The sequence below is a fragment of the Streptomyces sp. ITFR-21 genome, assembly GCF_031844685.1.
Classification (GTDB): domain Bacteria; phylum Actinomycetota; class Actinomycetes; order Streptomycetales; family Streptomycetaceae; genus Actinacidiphila.
This window is the reverse complement of sequence record NZ_CP134605.1, coordinates 4374475-4392613: the sequence shown is the minus strand read 5'-3', so window position 1 is coordinate 4392613 and position 18139 is coordinate 4374475. Positions and strand designations below refer to the sequence as shown.

The following is an 18139-nucleotide window of genomic DNA, read 5'->3' as shown; positions in this document are numbered from 1 at the left end:
AAGGCGGTCCCCTGAGGACGGCTCCCCACCACCGAACGGTGGTCCGCTGAGCACGCAGGTCCCCGCGCTCCCAGGGGCGCGTTAGCCCAGGCGGGTGAGGAGGGAGCGGTATTCGGCCCAGAGTTCGGGCGGCGTGTGGTCGCCGAAGGTGCGGAGATGGGCGGGGATCAGCGCGGCCTCCTCGCGCCAGACGGCGGGGTCGACGGTGAGCAGCAGGTCGAGGTCGGCCCGGGACAGGCCGAGGCCGTCGGTGTCGAGGGCGCCCTCGGCCGGCAGGACGCCGATGGGGGTCTTCACGCCGTCGGCCTCGCCGTTCAACCGCTCCACGATCCACTTCAGCACCCGGCTGTTCTCGCCGAAGCCCGGCCACACGAACCGGCCGCCGGCGTCCTTGCGGAACCAGTTGACGTAGTAGATCCTCGGCAGCTTCTCCGGGTCGTGGTCCTTGCCGAGGCCGACCCAGTGGCCGAAGTAGTCGCCCATGTTGTAGCCGCAGAACGGCAGCATGGCGAACGGGTCGCGGCGCAGCTCGCCCACCGTGCCCTCGGCGGCGGCCGTCTTCTCGCTGGCGACGTTCGCGCCGAGGAAGACGCCGTGCTGCCAGTCGAACGACTCGGTGACCAGCGGGACCGCCGACGCGCGCCGGCCGCCGAAGAGGATCGCGGAGATCGGCACCCCCCGCGGGTCCTCCCATTCGGGGGCGATGATCGGGCACTGGTCGGCCGGCACGGTGAAGCGGGCGTTGGGGTGGGCGGCCGGGGTGCCGCTGTCCGGCGTCCAGTCCTGGCCCCTCCAGTCGGTCAGGTGGGCCGGGGGCCGGTCGGTCATGCCCTCCCACCACACGTCGCCGTCGTCGGTGAGGGCGACGTTGGTGAAGACGGAGTTGGCGTACAGGGTCCGCATCGCGTTGGCGTTGGTGGCCTCGCCGGTGCCGGGGGCGACGCCGAAGAAGCCGGCCTCGGGGTTGATCGCGTAGAGCCGGCCGTCCTCACCGAACCGCATCCAGGCGATGTCGTCGCCGACGGTCTGCACCGACCAGCCGGGAATGGTGGGCTCCAGCATCGCGAGGTTGGTCTTGCCGCACGCCGAGGGGAACGCGGCGGCCACGTACCGGCTCTCGCCGCGGGGCGGCGTCAGCTTGAGGATCAGCATGTGCTCGGCCAGCCAGCCCTCGTCGCGGGCCATCACCGAGGCGATCCGCAGGGCGTAGCACTTCTTGCCGAGCAGCGCGTTGCCGCCGTAGCCGGAGCCGTAGGACCAGATCTCCCTTGTCTCCGGGAAGTGCGAGATGTACTTGGTGCTGTTGCACGGCCAGGGCACGTCGGCCTCGCCTTCGGCGAGCGGGGCCCCGAGGGTGTGCACGGCCTTCACGAAGGCGCCGTCGGAGCCGAGTTCGTCGAGCACCGCGCTGCCCATCCGGGTCATGGTGCGCATCGAGACCGCGACGTACGCGGAGTCGGTGATCTCCACGCCCATCGCGGACAGCGACGAGCCGAGCGGGCCCATGCAGAACGGGACCACGTACATGGTCCGGCCGCGCATCGCGCCCCGGAAGAGGCCGCCGTCACCCTCCCGGCCGCGGGCGCCGGACGCGTCCCCGGTGAAGACGGCCCGCATCTCGGCGGGGTCCTTCCAGTGGTTCGTCGGGCCCGCGTCCGCCTCCCGCTGCGAGCAGATGAAGGTCCGGTCCTCGACCCGCGCCACGTCCGACGGGTCGGAGGCCGCGTAGTACGAGTTGGGCCGCAGGGTCGGGTCGAGCCTGGTGAAGGTGCCCTTGGCGACGAGTTCCTCGGCGAGGCGGTGGTACTCCTCCTCCGAGCCGTCGCACCACACCACCTTGTCGGGCCGGGTGAGTTCGGCGATCCCGCCGACCCAGTCGAGCAGTTCCTGGTGCCTGGTGGGAGCCGTAAAGCCGTATGCCACGATCGCTCCGTCCCGCCGGGTCCGCACAGACCGGCGTCACACGTTGAGGGTTGGTTCCGGCCCCGTGGGGGCTGCGACCCGGACGCTGCGAGGGTGCTCATCCGGTGCCGACCGCACTCATATGAGTGTGATCCTCGTCAAATGATTCTGTCCAGAGCGTCCACGGTGACCCCCACCACTACTGATCCGACATTCCTACTAACAGGTAACTTATGTGACCGTAGGTAAGATTGACGCCATGAGCGCTGTGGAACAAACTGGCGACGTCTCCCCCGCCATCGACGAGGCCGACCTGCTGACGCCGGTGAAACCCAAGCTCAGAGGGTGGTTGCACGCCGGGATGTTCCCGGCCGTACTGGTCTCGGGCGTCATCCTCACCGCCTTCGCGCAAAGCCCCCGGGGCCGGCTCGCCTGTGCGGTCTTCACCCTGACCGCGTGCGCACTGTTCGGGGTGAGCGCGCTGTACCACCGCGGAAACTGGGGTACCCGGGCCGCAGGAATTTTGCGACGACTTGACCATGCGAACATCTTTCTGATCATCGCGGGCACCTACACGCCGCTGACCATCCTGCTGCTGCCGGGCGCGACCTCCGAGCTGCTGCTGTGGCTGGTGTGGGCGGGCGCACTGGCCGGCATCGCCTTCCGGGTCTTCTGGGTGGGCGCGCCGCGCTGGCTCTACACGCCGTGCTACGTCGCGCTCGGCTGGGTAGCGGTCTTCTTCCTGCCGGACTTCCTGCGCACGGGCGGGGTCGCGGTGATGGTGTGCGTGGTCGTGGGCGGCCTGCTGTACAGCGCCGGGGCCGCGATCTACGGCTTCAAGCGGCCGAACCCGTCACCGCGCTGGTTCGGCTTCCACGAGGTGTTCCACTCCTTCACCCTGGCCGCCTTCGCGGTCCACTACGTGGGGATCTCGCTGGTCGCCTACCAGCACGCGTAGGCCCGGCGGCCCGGCGGTCCGCGCCAGCCCACCGCGACACCCGAACCCGTACCCCCTGCCGGGGGTGCGGGTCTTTTGTCGTGCCGGACGGGGGCGGGGTCCGGGTTCCGTACCGGGCCGTCCGGGAGATGATGCACGAGACGCTGGGCCGGCTGCTGGCCGACCCGGCGGACAGGGCGGAGATGGTGCAGCGCGAGGAGCTGGTCCGGGACGTTCCGGCGATCAGGGCGCGGGCCCACGAGAGCATGTCGGCCACCGGCCGCCTTCTCGGCGCGGTGATCGCCGAACGTACCGGCCGCGCCCCCGACGACCTGCACATCCGGATCTTCACCGCCGCGGTCTTCGGCGTCCTCCACGAGACGACCCAGTACTGGGCCGAATCCGGCCGCGACGCCGACGACCTGCTGCTCCTCCTCGACGAGACGCTGTCCATGCTCCACCACGGCCTGGCCCTCTGACCCCGCGGCGGCAACCCCCCTCCTCCCGCTCCGCTGTGCCCCCGCCGGGCGGCGACCCTACGGTTGATACGCGGCGCACGGCGGCGTCTGCCGGCCGCCCCCGCCGCACCGTCGGGTCCGCGCGCCGGGAAGAGGTGACGCAGTGGCCGAGCTGACCGCGGTGAGTGTCGGAATGCCGAAGGACCTCCCCTGGCACGGGACCCCGGTACCGCCGGGCGCGGGAAGCCGCCCGCCCCCGGGCACGGGGAACTCCGGGCGGGCAGGGTCGGCGGGGTGGTCAGGAGAGGTGCGGGCCCGGCCAGGGTTCGGTGCGGAGCTGGGAGCCCAGGATGCGGGGGTCCGAGGTCGGCGCGTCGCAGACGAAGCGGCGGCAGACGTACGCCGCCGCGCGGCCCGCGCGGGTGGGGCGGTCCACCAGCAGCGGGAACTCGGTGGACCCCTCCTCGCCGACGGCGACCACTATCCCCGGCGCCGCCCCGAGCAGCGCGGTGCGGTGCAGCTCGGCGGTGAGCGGGTCGCCGGTCGCGCCGACCACCGCGACCTCGCGCGGCCCGTCGAGCGCGGCCTCGGCGACCGCGAGCCCCCAGCCGACGAACCGCGGCGCCTTCGCCGAGAGCGCGCTCACCACGGCCAGCGCGCGTTCCGCCGCGTCGCGGTGCGCCTCGGAGCCGGTGTGCGCGGCGTACGACAGCAGCGCGCCGGCCGCCGCCGTCCAGCCGGACGGCGTTGCGTTGTCGGTCGGGTCCTGCGGGCGGCGGATCAGCGCCTCCGCGTCGTCGGCGGTGTCGTAGAGCGTGCCGTCGCCGGCGGTGAAGTGACGCAGGACGGAGTCCAGCAGCAGTCCGGCGAAGTCCAGCCAGACGCCCTCACCGGTGGCGGAGGCGAGCGCGAGGAAGCCCTCGGCGACGTCCGCGTAGTCCTCCAGGACGCCCGCGTTGACGCCCGCGGCACCGTCCCGGGAGGTGCGGAAGAGCCGGCCGCGCCCGTCCAGGTGCACCCGGACCAGCAGGTCCGCGGCGTCCACCGCGGCCTGTACGAGGTCGGGCCGGTCGAAGTACGCGCCGGTCTCGGCGAGCGCGGCGATCGCCAGGCCGTTCCAGGCGGCCACCACCTTGTCGTCCCGGCCGGGGCGGGGGCGGCGGGCGCGGGCGGTCAGCAGCCGGTCGCGTACCGAGGCCACCCGGTCGGCGTCCACCACGCCGTTGCCCTGCGGGAGTTGCAGGACCGAGGCGCCCTTGTCGAAGGTGCCCTCCGGCGTCACCCCGAAGTATCCGGCGGCGAACTGCCCGTCGCTCTCGCCGAGTTCGGCGGCGAGTTGGGCCGGGGTCCAGACGTAGTACGCGCCTTCTGCGTGGTTGCCGTCGCCGTCGTCGCTGTCGGCGTCCAGCGCGGAGGCGAACCCGCCCTCCAGGGTGCCGAGTTCGGTGATCATGAAGTCCGCGGTCTCCAGGGCCACCCGGCGGGCCAGGTCGGAGCCGGTGGACCGCCACAGGTGGGCGTAGACCCGGGTGAGCAGCGCGTTGTCATACAGCATCTTCTCGAAGTGCGGCACGGTCCAGGTGCGGTCGACGCTGTACCGGGCGAAGCCGCCGGCGAGTTGGTCGTAGATGCCGCCGCGGGCCATCGCCTCGCAGGTGTCGCGGGCCATCTGCAACGCGCCCTCGGCGCCGGTGCGGGCGTGGTGCCGCAGCAGGAACTCCAGCGCCATGGACGGCGGGAACTTCGGCGCCCCACCGAACCCGCCGTGCCGCTCGTCGTAACCGCGGGTCAGACCGAGCAGCGCGGCGGCCAGCTCCCTTTCCCCCACCGGGCCGGCCGGGCCGCCGTACGCGCTGGTCCGCTCGGCGAGTTCGCGGGTGATGCGGCCGGCCACCTCGCCGACCTCGTCGCGCCGGTCCCGCCACGCGGCCGCCACGCCCTGGAGGACGTCCATGAACCCGGGCAGGCCGTGCTGCTGGCGGGGCGGGAAGTAGGTGCCGAAGTAGAACGGCTCGGCCTCCGGCGTCAGGAACACCGTCATCGGCCACCCGCCCTGCCCGGTGGCCGCCTGCACCGCCTCCATGTACACCGCGTCCACGTCCGGCCGTTCCTCGCGGTCCACCTTCACCGCGACGAAGTGCTCGTTGAGGTACCCGGCGGTCACCTCGTCCTCGAACGACTCGCGTGCCATCACATGGCACCAGTGGCAACTGCTGTACCCCACACTCAGCAGCACCGGTACCCCGCGCTTGCGGGCCTCCCCGAAGGCGTCCTCCCCCCAGGGCCACCAGTCCACCGGATTGTCCGCATGCTGCAGCAGATACGGCGAGGTCACACCAGCCAACCGGTTCACGCGGCCTAGCCTCTCACACCGCCGCGGCCCCGAGCCTGGACCCCGCGCACCCGCGTCCGCCGGGCCGGTCCGCTCCGTGCGCCGTCACGTGGCCGACGAGGAACGTCCCCCGCGCCGGGACCGCCGTGGCCGGCGGCGACTCCCGCGCCGGGGGCTGCGTCCCGCAGCACGCCCTGGTCCGCGTGGTCCTCGGCTGCCTCGGACCGCGGATCCGCCGCGCCCGGTCGGCGGACCGGCCGGGCGGAGTACCCGTAGGCCGGCCAAGGGCCGGCGGCCACATCCGCGGCCCCCGCCCGGCCCGCGCCGGAACCGGTCAGGACAGGGCAGCCGCCCGCGTCACGCCCCCGGCGCCTTGGAGGCCGCACCGGCCGCCGTCGGCCCGGCCGCGTCGTCGGGGGCCCGGCGCGCGGCGGGCACCTCCTCCGGCTGCTCCTCGAAGTCGATCTTCTTCATCTGCTTGCCCATGTTCTTCATGAGCGCCCACAGCCCGAGGGCGATGACGGCGAAGACCACGAAGCCGAGGAGTCCCGGCGTCACCTTTTTCTCGTCCAGCTCGGCGGCAAGCGGCACCAGCTGATGAAGAGCGTGGGTCTGGTTCACGGCACCATTGTCGCTCAGACCTGTCGGACGCCCGCAAAGAGGTCGTCCTCGGGGAGCGAGACGTCCACCCGGGACTTGGCGAGCTCGTAGTCCTCGGTGGGCCAGATCTCCCGCTGGACGTCCAGCGGGACCCGGAACCAGCCGCCGTCCGGGTCGATCTGGGTGGCGTGCGCGAGCAGCGCCTTGTCCCGGACCTCGAAGAACTCGCCGCACGGCACGCGGGTGGAGATGTTCCGCTCGGGCCGGTCCATCTCCTCCCACCGCTGGAGCCACTCCTCGTACGGGGACTCCAGGCCGCGGGCCAGCAGCGCCTCGTGCATGGCGAGGGTGCGGGCCCGGTTGAAGCCCTGGTTGTAGTAGAGCTTCGACGGTGTCCACGGCTCGCCCGCCCCGGGGAAGCGCTCCGGGTCGCCCGCGGCGTCGAACGCCACCACCGAGATCTTGTGGGTCATGATGTGGTCGGGGTGCGGGTAGCCGCCGATCTCGTCGTACGTGGTGATGACCTGCGGCCTGAACGCGCGGATCAGCTTCACCAGGGCGCCGGCCGCCACCTCGGGGTCCTGGAGCCCGAAGCAGCCCTCGGGCAGCGGCGGCAGCGGGTCGCCCTCGGGCAGGCCCGAGTCGACGAAGCCGAGCCACGCCTGCTTGACGCCGAGGATCTGCCGCGCCTCCTCCATCTCCTTGGCGCGGACCTCGTGGATGTGCTCCTCGATGTAGGGGTCGCCCTGGAGCCGGGGGTTGAGCACCGAGCCGCGCTCGCCGCCGGTGCAGGTCGCCACCAGTACGTCCACCCCCTCGGACACGTACTTGGCCATGGTGGCCGCGCCCTTGCTCGACTCGTCGTCGGGGTGGGCGTGCACGGCCATCAGTCGCAACTGCTCAGTCAAGGCTGGGTCCTCATCAGGTCTCCGTTCCACCGGCCCCCTCGCGTCGGCCGCGCGGGCGCCTCCTATAGTGACCGACGAAAGGGGCTGTTCATTTCGTGGTCCCCCGTCGGGAGGAGCGCTCATGACGGCCTTGCGGTCAGGTCCGCCGGACTCTCCGTCGAGCACCCCGCCGGAGGGCCGCTACGGTCCCGCCGGCCGTCTCCACGGTCCCGCCGCGGACGCCCGTGCCGACCGCACACTGCGGATCGCGGCCATCGTACTGGGCACGCTGGGCGCCGTCGTCCTCGCGCTGTACGGCTGGCACTACGTGACGGGCACCGAGGTCAGCGCGCAGGTGGTCGCCTTCGAGGTGGTCTCGGACCAGGCGGTGGAGGTCCATCTCGAGGTGCACAAGGGGGCGGACTCCGTCGCGGTGTGCACGCTGCGCTCGCAGGACGCCGACCACAACGAGGTGGGCCGCAAGGACGTGCGGATCGCCGAGCGCGGCAAGCAGGTGGACACGGTGGTGACGGTACGGACCACCGCGCGCGGTGAGACCGGTGAGCTGGTGAGCTGCCAGGCCGCCTCGGGCAAGGCGTCGGCCGCGGCGTAGCGCGGGGCACCGGAACGATCGCCCGGCACGGGCGTCACCGCGGACGGCCGACGGCGCCGGCCGCGTCGGTCGCTCCCGTCCACCGCCGGTAATTGTTAGGCTCGTGGTTTCGTCCCGGCAGCCGGTGGCAATGCACTTGTTCACCGGGTACGCGGCGGCGCACATGGTCCGCGGGGAGTCCGCCGGACAGGCACACGGCAAGAACAGTACCGACGAGGAGCACCTGTGACCCAGACCAGCGACAACGTCACCTGGCTGACCCAGGCGGCGTACGACCAGCTCAAGGCCGAGCTGGAGCATCTGTCTGGTCCGGCGCGCGCCGAGATCGTCGCCAAGATCGAGGAAGCCCGCCAGGAAGGCGATCTCAAGGAGAACGCCGGTTACCACGCGGCGCGTGAGGACCAGGGGAAGCTGGAGCTGCGCATCCGCCAGCTGAACCAGATCCTGGAGTCCGCCAAGGTCGGCGAGGCGCCGGCGGACGACGGAGTGGTCGCGCCCGGCATGGTCGTCACCATCGCGTTCGACGGGGACCCCGACGACACGGTGACCTTCCTGCTGGGCTCGCGCGAGGGCGTGGCCGACGACCTGGAGACGTACTCGCCGCAGTCTCCGCTCGGTACCGGGGTGACGGGCAAGCGGACCGGTGACGACGCCACGTACGAACTGCCGAACGGCAAGACCGCGTCGGTGAAAATCCTCGACGTCAGGCCGTACCAGGGCTGAGCGCACCGGGGAGCCCCGGCCGCCGGACTGTCTCCGGCGACCGGGGCTCCGTCGTTCCGCGCGGGTTCCCCGGACCCGCGCGGGCCCGGCCCTACCCGGGCCCGCGCCGCCTCACCCGGTCGCCGAGCGGTACTTGCGGACCGCCAGCGTGCGGAAGAGCGCGATGATCACCACCGACCAGGCCAGCGAGGCCCACACCGGGTGCTCCATCGGCCAGGCGCCGGAGTGCGAGACGCCCGGATTGCCGAACAGCACCCGGCACGCCTGGACGGTCGCGCTGAACGGGTTCCAGTCCGCGACCGGCTGGAGCCAGCCCGGCATGTTGGAGGAGTCCACGAAGGCGTTGGAGATGAACGTCACCGGGAAGAGCCAGATCAGCCCGCCGGAGGTGGCCGCCTCCGGGGTGCGCACCGACAGCCCGATGAGCGCTCCGATCCAGGAGAAGGCGTAGCCGAGCAGGAGGAGGAGTCCGAACGCGCCGAACATCCTGGGAACGCCGTTGTGGATGCGCCAGCCGACGATCACCGCGACGATCGCGAGGACGACGACGGTCAGCGCGGTCTGGACGAGGTCGGCGAGCGTCCGGCCGGTCAGGACCGCCCCGCGCGCCATGGGCAGCGAGCGGAACCGGTCGACGAGCCCCTTGTGCATGTCGTCGGCGATCCCGGCGCCCGCGCCCGCGGTGGCGAAGGTGACGGTCTGGGCGAAGATGCCCGCCATCAGGAAGTTGCGGTAGACGCTGGCGCTGGTGGTGCCGCCCACGTCCAGCGAGCCGCCGAACACGTAGCTGAACAGGACGACGAACATGATCGGCTGGATCAGTCCGAAGAGGACCACTTCGGGGATCCTGGTCATGCGGATCAGGTTCCGCCGGGCGACCACCAGGGAGTCGTGGGCGGAACCGAGCAGTCCGCCGCGCGCGGTCGGCGCGAGGGTGTTGCCGGGGGTGTCGGTGGCGGCGCTCACTTCGCGGTCTCCTTGCCGGCCGGGTCGGCGCTGTCGTCGGTGCCGGCGGCCTCTTCGGCGGCGTGGCCGGTCAGTGAGATGAACACGTCGTCGAGGGTGGGGCGGCGCAGACCGATGTCGTCGATCTCGATGCCGTCCGCGTCCAGGTCGCGGATCACCTCGGCGAGCAGCTTGGCGCCGCCGGTGACCGGGACGGTGATCATGCGGGTGTGCTGTTCGACGCTGGTCTCGCCCCTGCCGTACCGGGCGAGCACCCGGGACGCCTCCTCGATCCGGTCGCGCTCGTGCACCACGACCTCGACGCGCTCGCCGCCGATCTGCGCCTTGAGCTGGTCGGAGGTGCCGCGGGCGATCACCAGGCCGCGGTCGATGACGCAGATGTCGTGGGCGAGGTGGTCGGCCTCCTCCAGGTACTGGGTGGTGAGCAGCAGCGTGGTGCCGCCGGCCACGAGTTCCTGGATGACCTCCCACAGCTGCTGCCGGTTGCGCGGGTCGAGTCCGGTGGTGGGCTCGTCCATGAACATCACCGGCGGCCGGACCACCAGCGCCGCGGCCAGGTCCAGCCGGCGCCGCATGCCGCCCGAGTACGTCCTGGCGGTGCGGTCGGCCGCGTCGGCGAGGTTGAACCGCTCCAGCAGCTCGGTGGCCCGCGCTTTGGCCGCCTTGCCGCTCAGCTGGTAGAGCCGGGCGACCATCTGGAGGTTCTCCCGGCCGGTCAGGTACTCGTCCACCGCGGCGAACTGCCCGGACAGCCCGATGTGGCGGCGTACCTCGTTGGGGTGTTTCAGTACGTCGATGCCCGCGACGACGGCCGTGCCGCTGTCGGGGCGCAGTAGGGTGGTCAGGACGCGCACGGCGGTGGTCTTCCCCGCGCCGTTCGGGCCGAGCAGACCGAGCACCGTGCCTTCCGGTACGTCGAGATCCACTCCCCCCAGTGCCCTGACATCGCCGAAGGTCTTCACCAGGCCCTCGGCGTAGATGGCGCCCGCCATGTCGTGTCTCCCGTTCCGTCGCCTTGTCACGCTCCGCTGAGTACGACCGCCCGAACGGCCAGAACTCATGGCTGCCCCCGCGGCCCGCTACGACGCGACCATGCCAGACGCGATATATCGCGTCAAGCGAGTACCCCGCGAACCGTCGCGTCACGCCGCCCGCCCCGCACGTTCATCCCAAAGAGCTACCGACAACCGCGGCGGGACGCTCTCGGAAGGGGTGCGCGGAGCTGCGCGAGCGCCACCGCGCCGGTCGGCCGGTCGGCCACGGCGGACGCGGCCACGGCACGGCGCACCCACGGCGAGGCGCCCCCCACCGCCGGGGCGCCCGCACGAGGACGCCCGCCCTCACCCCATGACCACATACCCCGCGTCCTCAAGCGCCCGGCCGACGGCGTCACAGTGCTCGGGCCCCTTGGTCTCCAGATGCAGCTCCACCTCCGCCTCCGTGATCCCCAGCCGCGGATGCGTCCGCACATGGCTCACGTCCAGCACGTTGGCGTCGACCGCGCCCAGCACCCCGAGCAGCGTCGCCAGCGCCCCGGGGCGGTCGGTGAGCCGCAGCCGCAGCGACAGATAGCGTCCGGCCGCCGACATCCCGTGCCGTAGCGTCCGCTGCAACAGCAACGGGTCCACGTTCCCCCCGGACAGCACCGCCACCACCGGCCCCCGGTACGCCCGCGGCGCGGCCAGCAGCGCCGCCACCGGGCTCGCCCCGGCCGGCTCCACCACCAGCTTGGCCCGCTCCAGGCACAGCAGCAGCGCCGAGGACAGCTGGTCCTCGGTCACCGTCACCACCTCGTCCACCAGGTCCCGGACGATCGCGAACGGCACGTCGCCGGGCCGCCCGACCATGATCCCGTCGGCCATCGTCGCCACCGACTCCAGCGGCACCGGCCGGCCGGCCGCCAGCGAGGGCGGGTACGCCGCCGCGCCCGCCGCCTGCACCCCGACGATCCGCACGTCCGGCCGCAGCGCCTTCACCGCGACCGCGACACCCGCCGCGAGCCCGCCGCCGCCGACGCCGACCACGATCGTGCGGACCTGCGGGCACTGTTCGAGGATCTCCAGGCCCAACGTGCCCTGTCCGGCGATGATGTCGGGGTGGTCGAACGGGTGGATGAAGACCGCGCCGGTCTCCCGCGCGTACGCGATCGCCGCGCGCAGCGTCTCGTCCACCACCGCGCCGTGCAGCCGCACCTCGGCGCCGTACTCGCCGGTCGCGGCGACCTTGGGCAGGGGCGCGCCCACCGGCATGAACACCGTCGAGCGCACCCCGAGCAGGGAGGCGGCCAGCGCCACGCCCTGCGCGTGGTTGCCGGCACTCGCCGCCACCACGCCCGCCGCCCGCTCCTGCGGGCCCAGCCCGGCGATGCGTACGTACGCGCCGCGGATCTTGAAGGAGCCGGTGCGCTGGAGGTTCTCGCACTTGAGGTGCACAGGTGCCCCGACCAGCGACGACAGGTACCGGGAGCTCTCCATGCCGGTCACCCGGGCGACCCCGGAGAGCATTTTGTGCGCGCCGCGCACATCGTCGAGAGTGATCGTCCGGGACGGGCCTGATTCCATGCAGCCAGTCTCGCAGTTCTCCCGCGCGGGCGACCGCGAGCCCCTCACCAGCGGGTACGCCCGCCGGGGGCGGCGGCAGGGCGGTCCGGGCGGGACGGGCCGGACGGAGGCATTCCTGACACGCGGACCGGCAGCCCGTGAGCGGACTGATTGCGGTTTGGCGGGAACGGCCCCGGGACCACCCGCTCCGCGTACTCTTCTGCCAACTTCCCGCAGCCCGCCCCCCTTAACAGGACCGACAGAACGCGAGCTTCCAGGTCATGTCCAACCCTCCGGAGATCTCGGCCGAACTCCTTGAGCGGCTCCAGCACCAGGTTGCCCTCTTCGCCCGCCGCGCCGAACAAACCCGGCTCGGCGGCGTCGGCAAGGCCCGCAATTCCATGGACCGCGCTGCTTATCTGCTGCTCAACCGGCTCGACCAGGCGGGTCCGACGGGCGTCAAAGCGCTCGCCGAGGCCATGGGCATCGACTCCTCCACGGTGACCCGCCAGGTCGCGCCGCTGGTCGACACCGGTCTGGTGAAGCGCACCTCCCACCCCGAGGACGGGCGGGCGGTCGTCCTCGCCCTGTCGCCGCGCGGCCGGGGCCGGCTGGACGAGGTGCGCGAGTCGCGCCGCCGGCTGATGGCCGAGGTCACCGAGGCGTGGACGGTCCAGGAGCGGGAGATCTTCACGGATCTGCTCGCCCGGTTCAACATCTCCCTGTCGGCGTGGCACGCGGGGCTCGGCCGGCGGGACGAACCGGCCGCCGCCGGGCCCGCCACGGGGGCCGGAGCGGGGGCCGGAGCGGATGCCGGGACCGTCACCGGAACCGCCGCCGAGGCCGGTGGGGCGCCCGGCACGGGCGTGGGCACCGGGTCGCGGGGGGACGCGCAAGGGGCTTGACCCGGCCCGTCCGGTTGCCGTCCCATGGCCGCGTGAGCAAGCGCCGGGCGGCAGCGGGACTGCGACGGGACGCCGAGTTCGCGGCGTTCACCGCGGGCGCGGGCGGACGGCTGCTGCACGCCGCCGTCCTGCTCACCGGCGACCGCGGGGATGCCGAACGGCTGCTCGTCGGCACACTCGCCCGGGTCTACGCCGACTGGTTCCGGATGCGCGCGGAGGACCCGTACGAGCAGGCGCGGAGCGAACTGGTGCGGCGGTTCGCCTACCGGCCCTGGTGGCGGCGCCCGCGCGGCGGCACGCTCGACCGGCTGACCGCTCAGGAGCGCCTCGTGGTGACCATGCGGTTCTTCGAGGGCGTGGCCGAGGAGCAGACGGCGGCGCAGCTGGGGCTGCCCGCCGAACGGGTGAGGATGATCGGCGCGCGGGCCACCGCCACGCTGCGCAGCCGCCGGGTCGATCCGGGCGGCCTCCAGGGGGGCCGCCGCACGCGCGCCGCGGATCCGGCCGGCCCGGCGGCGCAGGAGGCCGCCCGGGGCCCCCGCCGGCAAGGGGCGGCGCGGTGAGCGGGCCGCCGAACCGGCGGGAGGACGAGGTGCGGCGGCTGTTGGACACGCCGCACCCCATGGTGCCCACGGACCTCGGCGCCCGCGCCGTGCTGCGCGGGCGCCGGATCGTACGGCGCCGCCGGGCCGTGCACGCCGTGCTGTGGCTGCTGCTGGCCGCGGCGGTGGCCGCCGGGATCGTGCTGGCCGTCCTGCTCTGGCCGGACCGCCCGCCGGCCGGAACGCCGGCCGACGGCACATGGTGGTCGCCGATGGGCGGTTAGGGCCCGCGACGGCCGCCCGCTCAGGCCAGCGCTTCCCTGAGGTCGGTCAGCAGGTCGTCGACGGCCTCGATGCCGACCGAAAGACGTACCAGATCCGCCGGCACCTCAAGAGGCGAGCCCGCCGCCGAGGCGTGCGTCATCCGGCTCGGGTGCTCGATCAGCGACTCGACGCCGCCGAGCGACTCGCCGAGGGTGAACAGCCGCGCCCGGTCGCACACCGCGAGCGCCGCGTCCTCGCCGCCCTTGACCCGGAACGACACCATGCCGCCGAACGCCTTCATCTGCTTGGCGGCCAGCTCGTGCCCGGCGTGCTCCGGCAGTCCCGGGTAGTAGACCTCGGCCACCTTCGGGTGCGCGACGAGCATCGCCGCGATCCGCTCGGCGTTCGCGCAGTGCCGGTCCATCCGCACCGCGAGCGTCTTGATGCCGCGGGAGACCAGCCACGCGTCGAACGGCCCGGCCACCGCGCCCATCGCGTTCTGGTGGTAGGCGAGTTCCTCACCGAACGCCGTGTCCGCGGCCACCAGCGCGCCGCCGATCACGTCGGAGTGGCCGCCCATGTACTTCGTCGTCGAGTGCACGACGACGTCCGCGCCGAGCGCCAGCGGCTGCTGAAGGTAGGGGCTGGCGAAGGTGTTGTCGACGACCAGCTTGGCACCGGCCTGCTGGGCGACCTCGGCCAGCGCGGTGATGTCGGAGATGGCGAGCAGCGGGTTGGACGGGGTCTCCACCCAGATCGCCTTGGTCCGCGGCTGCACCGCGTCCCGTACCGACCCCGGGTCGGAGGTGTCGGCGACCGTCCAGGTGACCCCCCAGCGCTCCAGCACCCGGGCGAACAGCCGGAAGGTGCCGCCGTAGGCGTCGTTGGGGATCACCACGTGATCACCGGGCACCAGCAGCGTACGCAGCAGACAGTCCTCGGCGGCGAGGCCGGAGGCGAAGGCCAGCCCGCGCCGGCCGCCCTCCAGCGCGGCGAGGTTCCGCTCCAGCGCGGAGCGGGTCGGGTTGGCGGAGCGGCTGTACTCGTAGCCGCCGCGCAGGCCGCCGACACCGTCCTGCTTGTACGTCGACACCTGGTAGATCGGCGTCACCACCGCGCCGGTACCCGCGTCGGCGGGCTGCCCGGCGTGGATCGCGAGAGTCTCGAAGTGCTCGCTCGGGTGATGCTCGTTGTGCTGATCGGTCATAAGGGGAGGGTAGCCGCACCCGGGGGGTCGGTGCCGCTGCGCGTCCGCACGTGCGCGCCCGACCGCTCTGCCCTGCGCTGCGCCCATGGCGGGCACCGTAGCGGCCGGAAGCGGGCCCTCGGCGTAAGCGCCGCTGCGGGCCACGGGCTTTCGCATGCTGTGGATCGCGCAGCTCAGTCCAACGTGGGCACCTGGATGCAGACCGTCGGCGCCCAGTGGACGCTGGTCCACCAGCCCCACGCGACCACGCCGACGTCCGCGGTGCAGGCTGCCTCCCTTTTGCCGGTGCTGTTCCTGCCGCTGCCCGCGGGCGTGCTCGCCGACGTGCTCGACCGGCGGATCCTGCTGATCACCCTCGCGGGCGCCATGGCGGCGCTGTGCGGGGCGCTGCGCGCGATGACGGCCGCCGGACTGACGACACCGGCCGTACTGATCGCGCTGACCTTCCTCGCCGGCCGCGGACAGGCGCTGACGGGCCCGGGGCGGCAGGCCGTCCAGCCGGAGCTGGTGCCGCGCGAGCAGATCCCGGCCGCCGTCGCGCTCGGCAGCCTCAACGTGAACCTGGCGCGGGCGGTCGGCCCCGCGGTGGCCGGCCTGATCGCCGCCGCCACCGGGCCCGACGTCGTCTTCGGCATCAACGGGGCCTCCTTCCTCGCGGTGGCGGCGGCGGGTTCCACCTGGCCTACTCCGAGGGCTGCAACCCGGCCTGCTCCAACGACGCGAGCAGCGGGAACCCGCAGGTGTCCGGCGGCATCGGGATGTCCGGCGCGGTCCGCAGCGCGACCCGCTGGTCGTACTTCGACACCGACGGGCACCTGGTCGTCGGGCACTTCTGACGCGGGCGGTGCGCCGGCGGTCCGCCGGGGAGCGCCGAACACCGTCGGCCGCCCGGGTGCTGGCACCCGGGCGGCCGACGGGACGCGCCTTCACGTACCGCTGGTCACCGCTGGTCACCGCTGGTCACCGCTGCTTGCCGCTTCACCCGCGCGCTGTGGCGCGGGTGGTGGGCGCTACCGGTTCACCACTGGGTGGGAGCCGGCGGGACCACGACCGGCGGGCGGTCGTCGCAGGTGATGGTGTTGGGCAGTTCCCACGGCGCGAGCCAGTCGCCGGTGGTGCCGCCGCCGTCGTTGCCGCCGAGGTCGGTGACGGTGAACTCGGAGCCGGCCGGGGTGAAGTCGAACGAACCGCAGTTGTTGACGCCGACCGCGCCGACGTTGCGGGCGTCCACGTTCTGGAAGGTGGCGCCGCCGGCCACCCGGGCGCTGAGCACCGAGGTACCGGTGCCGTCGACCTTGATGTCCGTGAAGTGGACGTTGGTGATGGAGTAGAGGTCCTTCACCGGGAAGTCGGAGACGAGCATGATCGCGTTGTAGGTGGAGTCGAGGAAGGTGTCCCCGGTCACCTGAATGTCCGCGTCGATGTTCTTCTCCAGCGCGTAGAACCAGATCGCGCCGAGCCCGATGTTCCAGTTGAGCTCGTAGGTCCCGGCCCTGGCGGTGGTGTTGCCGGTGATCCAGAGGTGGCCGGTGAACGCCTCGGAGCCGAAGCGGGAGCCGACCTGGATGGCGCTGCCCTCGCGGATCGGGTCCGCCACCAGGTTGTTGGAGACGGTGTTGTCGGTGCCGCCGTAGACCGCGATGCCGTTGGCGAGGACCGGGGTCTGCACGGTGTTGTGGTCGATGGTGTTGTTCGCGTCCTCGGTCTTCTCCGACCACAGGGCGAGGCCGTCGTCACCGGTGTTGCGGATGAAGTTGCCGGAGATGGCCGAGTTCGTCACACCGGTGTGGAAGTTGATGCCGTCGGCGATCTGGTCGACGATCTCGTTGCCGGTGATCTTCAGGTTGTCCAGCGGGCCGTCCAGCCAGATGCCGACCTTGGTGTGCTGGATGTACAGGCCGTCGACGGTGGAGTTGCTGAGCGCGCCGCCGATGCCGTTCACCTGGTCGGTGTCGATGCGCTCGCGCACGTCGCCCTGGATGGTGAAGCCGGACAGGTGGACGTTGGAACTGCCGCCCGCCGACGCGTCCTTGCCGTAGAAGCCGACGCCGGTGTGCACCGAGCCGTCGGCGGCCGGGGTGCTGAGGGAGACCTGGTGGCCCTTGATGACCGTGTACCAGCTGCCGGCGCCCTCGATCGTCACGTTGTCGACGATGATGTGGCGGTTGACCTGGTACGTGCCCGGCGGGATGTACACCTTGAGGTGGGTCAGCCTGGCGAAGGCGATGGCCCGGTCGATGGCGTCGGCCGAGTCGCGGCGGCCGGTCGGGTCGGCGCCGAAGGCGAGCACGTTGGCGGCGATCAGGTCGATCTTCGGCGGGGCGACCCGCTGGGAGTCGAGCAGGTCGATGGTGGTGGTCGCGGCGCCGGCCGGCACGGTCAGCCGGACCTTGTCGCCCGCCCTGTAGGTGCGGCCGAGCAGCAGGCGCTGCTCGTCGTAGAAGTGGTTGGGGCGGAAGGGCTTGGCGAACACCGGGGCGGGAGTGGTGTCCTGGGGCACGCAGCCGCACTCGGTGACCCAGTAGTCGGGGTGCAGGATGTCGCCGTTGGGGTCGTTCGAGAACGGGTACAGGTTGTAGAGCCAGGCGTACTGCGAGGTGAGCGTGATCGCCCGCTTGGCACCGCCGTTGACCGTGACGTTGAGCGGCGAGGTGATGCCGCCGCCGTTCGGCGCGTCCGGGATGCTGTAGCGGACGTTGATCGCGTTGGTGGTGGCGGGCAGGGTGAACTCGACGTACTGGCCCGGCTTGAGGGTGACGGCGCTGCGGCCGGACGCCTCGGCGGGCAGGGTGTACGCGTCGCGGCCCGGTCCGATGACGGTGCCGTTGGTGGCGGCGTGCTCCGCCTCCTGCTCCGCGAATCCGACGTTCGCGCCCCGGCCGGCGACCAGCGAGGGGTCGAGGGCGGCGCGCGTGACGGCGGGCTGGGCGGTGGCGGCGGCGCCGTGACCGGTGCCGGCCACGGCGGTGCCGCCGGCCAGCATGCTGAAGCCCGCGGCGGCCGCGGTCAGCGAGGCGACCACCACAGCGGCTCTTCGCCGTGGGCCACCGGATTGTCTCGTCGCAGCACCGGTGATGCTCCGTGACATCGAAAGCTCGTTTCTCTCGGGTCTGACGCCATCAAGGTGAGGTGACACTAGGACCCGTCAGTCCCGCTCCACAAGGTCACTGCGAAATGATTTCGCAACTTTGGACCCAAACTACGCCCACAAGTTGACTTCTTGCGTTTCTACGACGATTCATTGCGCCTCACCCTCCCCGTCA

The 18139-nt window shown here is 72.4% G+C and carries 16 protein-coding genes and 1 pseudogene; 8 read left to right on the top strand and 9 right to left on the bottom strand.

Going from position 1 to position 18139, the window contains the following annotated elements; genetic code table 11:
• Positions 1-81: 81 nt before the first annotated feature.
• Positions 82-1923, bottom strand: a complete 1842-nt coding sequence (locus RLT57_RS19370; protein ID WP_311298651.1) for a phosphoenolpyruvate carboxykinase (GTP) — start codon at positions 1921-1923, stop codon at positions 82-84.
• Between the two features lie 238 nt (positions 1924-2161).
• On the opposite strand from RLT57_RS19370, the gene trhA reads away from it, so the two are divergent.
• The gene (gene trhA / locus RLT57_RS19365) at positions 2162-2860 is read left to right on the top strand and encodes a PAQR family membrane homeostasis protein TrhA (protein ID WP_311298650.1); all 699 of its coding nucleotides are present in this window, start codon (positions 2162-2164) and stop codon (positions 2858-2860) included.
• An 80-nt stretch (positions 2861-2940) separates the two neighbouring features.
• On the top strand, positions 2941-3318 hold the full coding sequence (locus RLT57_RS19360) for a hypothetical protein (RefSeq protein ID WP_399128998.1): 378 nt from the start codon (positions 2941-2943) through the stop codon (positions 3316-3318).
• A gap of 277 nt (positions 3319-3595) precedes the next feature.
• On the opposite strand, the gene RLT57_RS19355 is transcribed toward RLT57_RS19360, so the two are convergent.
• The 3 genes from RLT57_RS19355 to mca form a co-directional block, all read right to left on the bottom strand.
• Positions 3596-5650 carry a thioredoxin domain-containing protein gene (locus RLT57_RS19355; protein ID WP_311298648.1) on the bottom strand — a complete coding sequence of 685 codons (2055 nt, stop codon included), beginning with the start codon at positions 5648-5650 and terminating at the stop codon, positions 3596-3598.
• A 336-nt stretch (positions 5651-5986) separates the two neighbouring features.
• A complete protein-coding gene (locus RLT57_RS19350; RefSeq protein ID WP_311298647.1) occupies positions 5987-6250 on the bottom strand; it encodes a hypothetical protein in 264 nt (87 codons plus the stop codon).
• A 14-nt stretch (positions 6251-6264) separates the two neighbouring features.
• Positions 6265-7137, bottom strand: coding sequence for a mycothiol conjugate amidase Mca (gene mca / locus RLT57_RS19345; RefSeq protein ID WP_311298646.1), 873 nt, complete (start codon positions 7135-7137; stop codon positions 6265-6267).
• 121 nt (positions 7138-7258) lie between these two features.
• Between mca and RLT57_RS19340 the strand changes: the two genes are divergently transcribed.
• Positions 7259-7729 carry a DUF4307 domain-containing protein gene (locus RLT57_RS19340; RefSeq protein WP_311298644.1) on the top strand — a complete coding sequence of 157 codons (471 nt, stop codon included), beginning with the start codon at positions 7259-7261 and terminating at the stop codon, positions 7727-7729.
• Between the two features lie 225 nt (positions 7730-7954).
• Positions 7955-8452: a transcription elongation factor GreA gene (greA, locus tag RLT57_RS19335; protein ID WP_311298643.1), complete on the top strand. Its 498-nt coding sequence runs from the start codon at positions 7955-7957 to the stop codon at positions 8450-8452.
• A 111-nt stretch (positions 8453-8563) separates the two neighbouring features.
• Here greA and RLT57_RS19330 read toward each other — a convergent pair whose 3' ends face one another.
• The 3 genes from RLT57_RS19330 to ilvA form a co-directional block, all read right to left on the bottom strand.
• Positions 8564-9418 (bottom strand): ABC transporter permease, encoded by an 855-nt coding sequence (locus tag RLT57_RS19330; protein WP_399128995.1) that lies wholly within the window; start codon positions 9416-9418, stop codon positions 8564-8566.
• Positions 9415-10410: an ATP-binding cassette domain-containing protein gene (locus tag RLT57_RS19325; RefSeq protein ID WP_311298642.1), complete on the bottom strand. Its 996-nt coding sequence runs from the start codon at positions 10408-10410 to the stop codon at positions 9415-9417. The genes RLT57_RS19330 and RLT57_RS19325 overlap by 4 nt, the downstream gene beginning before the upstream one ends.
• A gap of 348 nt (positions 10411-10758) precedes the next feature.
• Entirely contained in the window at positions 10759-11979 is a 1221-nt protein-coding gene (ilvA, locus tag RLT57_RS19320; RefSeq protein ID WP_311298641.1) for a threonine ammonia-lyase, read from the bottom strand.
• A gap of 260 nt (positions 11980-12239) precedes the next feature.
• Here ilvA and RLT57_RS19315 point away from each other — a divergent pair.
• The 3 genes and pseudogenes from RLT57_RS19315 to RLT57_RS19305 all read left to right on the top strand — a co-directional run.
• A pseudogene (locus tag RLT57_RS19315) lies at positions 12240-12704 on the top strand (MarR family winged helix-turn-helix transcriptional regulator); the annotation flags it as partial.
• Positions 12705-12895: 191 nt separating this feature from the next.
• On the top strand, positions 12896-13426 hold the full coding sequence (locus RLT57_RS19310; protein WP_311298640.1) for a sigma factor-like helix-turn-helix DNA-binding protein: 531 nt from the start codon (positions 12896-12898) through the stop codon (positions 13424-13426).
• Positions 13423-13689 carry a hypothetical protein gene (locus RLT57_RS19305; protein ID WP_311298639.1) on the top strand — a complete coding sequence of 89 codons (267 nt, stop codon included), beginning with the start codon at positions 13423-13425 and terminating at the stop codon, positions 13687-13689. The genes RLT57_RS19310 and RLT57_RS19305 overlap by 4 nt, the downstream gene beginning before the upstream one ends.
• Positions 13690-13709: 20 nt before the next feature.
• On the opposite strand, the gene RLT57_RS19300 is transcribed toward RLT57_RS19305, so the two are convergent.
• Positions 13710-14876: a cystathionine gamma-synthase gene (locus tag RLT57_RS19300; protein WP_311298638.1), complete on the bottom strand. Its 1167-nt coding sequence runs from the start codon at positions 14874-14876 to the stop codon at positions 13710-13712.
• A gap of 159 nt (positions 14877-15035) precedes the next feature.
• On the opposite strand from RLT57_RS19300, the gene RLT57_RS19295 reads away from it, so the two are divergent.
• Positions 15036-15950, top strand: a complete 915-nt coding sequence (locus RLT57_RS19295) for an MFS transporter (RefSeq protein ID WP_311298637.1) — start codon at positions 15036-15038, stop codon at positions 15948-15950.
• Here the strand turns inward: RLT57_RS19295 and RLT57_RS19290 are convergent.
• A complete protein-coding gene (locus RLT57_RS19290; RefSeq protein ID WP_311298636.1) occupies positions 15895-17964 on the bottom strand; it encodes a glycosyl hydrolase family 28-related protein in 2070 nt (689 codons plus the stop codon). The genes RLT57_RS19295 and RLT57_RS19290 overlap by 56 nt on opposite strands.
• Positions 17965-18139: the final 175 nt, after the last annotated feature.

Excerpts from the sequence above, each read along its gene's own strand:
- RLT57_RS19340 (WP_311298644.1), top strand. The coding sequence starts at position 7,259 with ATGACGGCCTTGCGGTCAGGTCCGCCGGACTCTCCGTCGAGCACCCCG.
- RLT57_RS19290 (WP_311298636.1), bottom strand. The coding sequence starts at position 17,964 with ATGTCACGGAGCATCACCGGTGCTGCGACGAGACAATCCGGTGGCCCA.
- ilvA (WP_311298641.1), bottom strand. The coding sequence starts at position 11,979 with ATGGAATCAGGCCCGTCCCGGACGATCACTCTCGACGATGTGCGCGGC.
- RLT57_RS19325 (WP_311298642.1), bottom strand. The coding sequence starts at position 10,410 with ATGGCGGGCGCCATCTACGCCGAGGGCCTGGTGAAGACCTTCGGCGAT.
- trhA (WP_311298650.1), top strand. The coding sequence starts at position 2,162 with ATGAGCGCTGTGGAACAAACTGGCGACGTCTCCCCCGCCATCGACGAG.
- RLT57_RS19300 (WP_311298638.1), bottom strand. The coding sequence starts at position 14,876 with ATGACCGATCAGCACAACGAGCATCACCCGAGCGAGCACTTCGAGACT.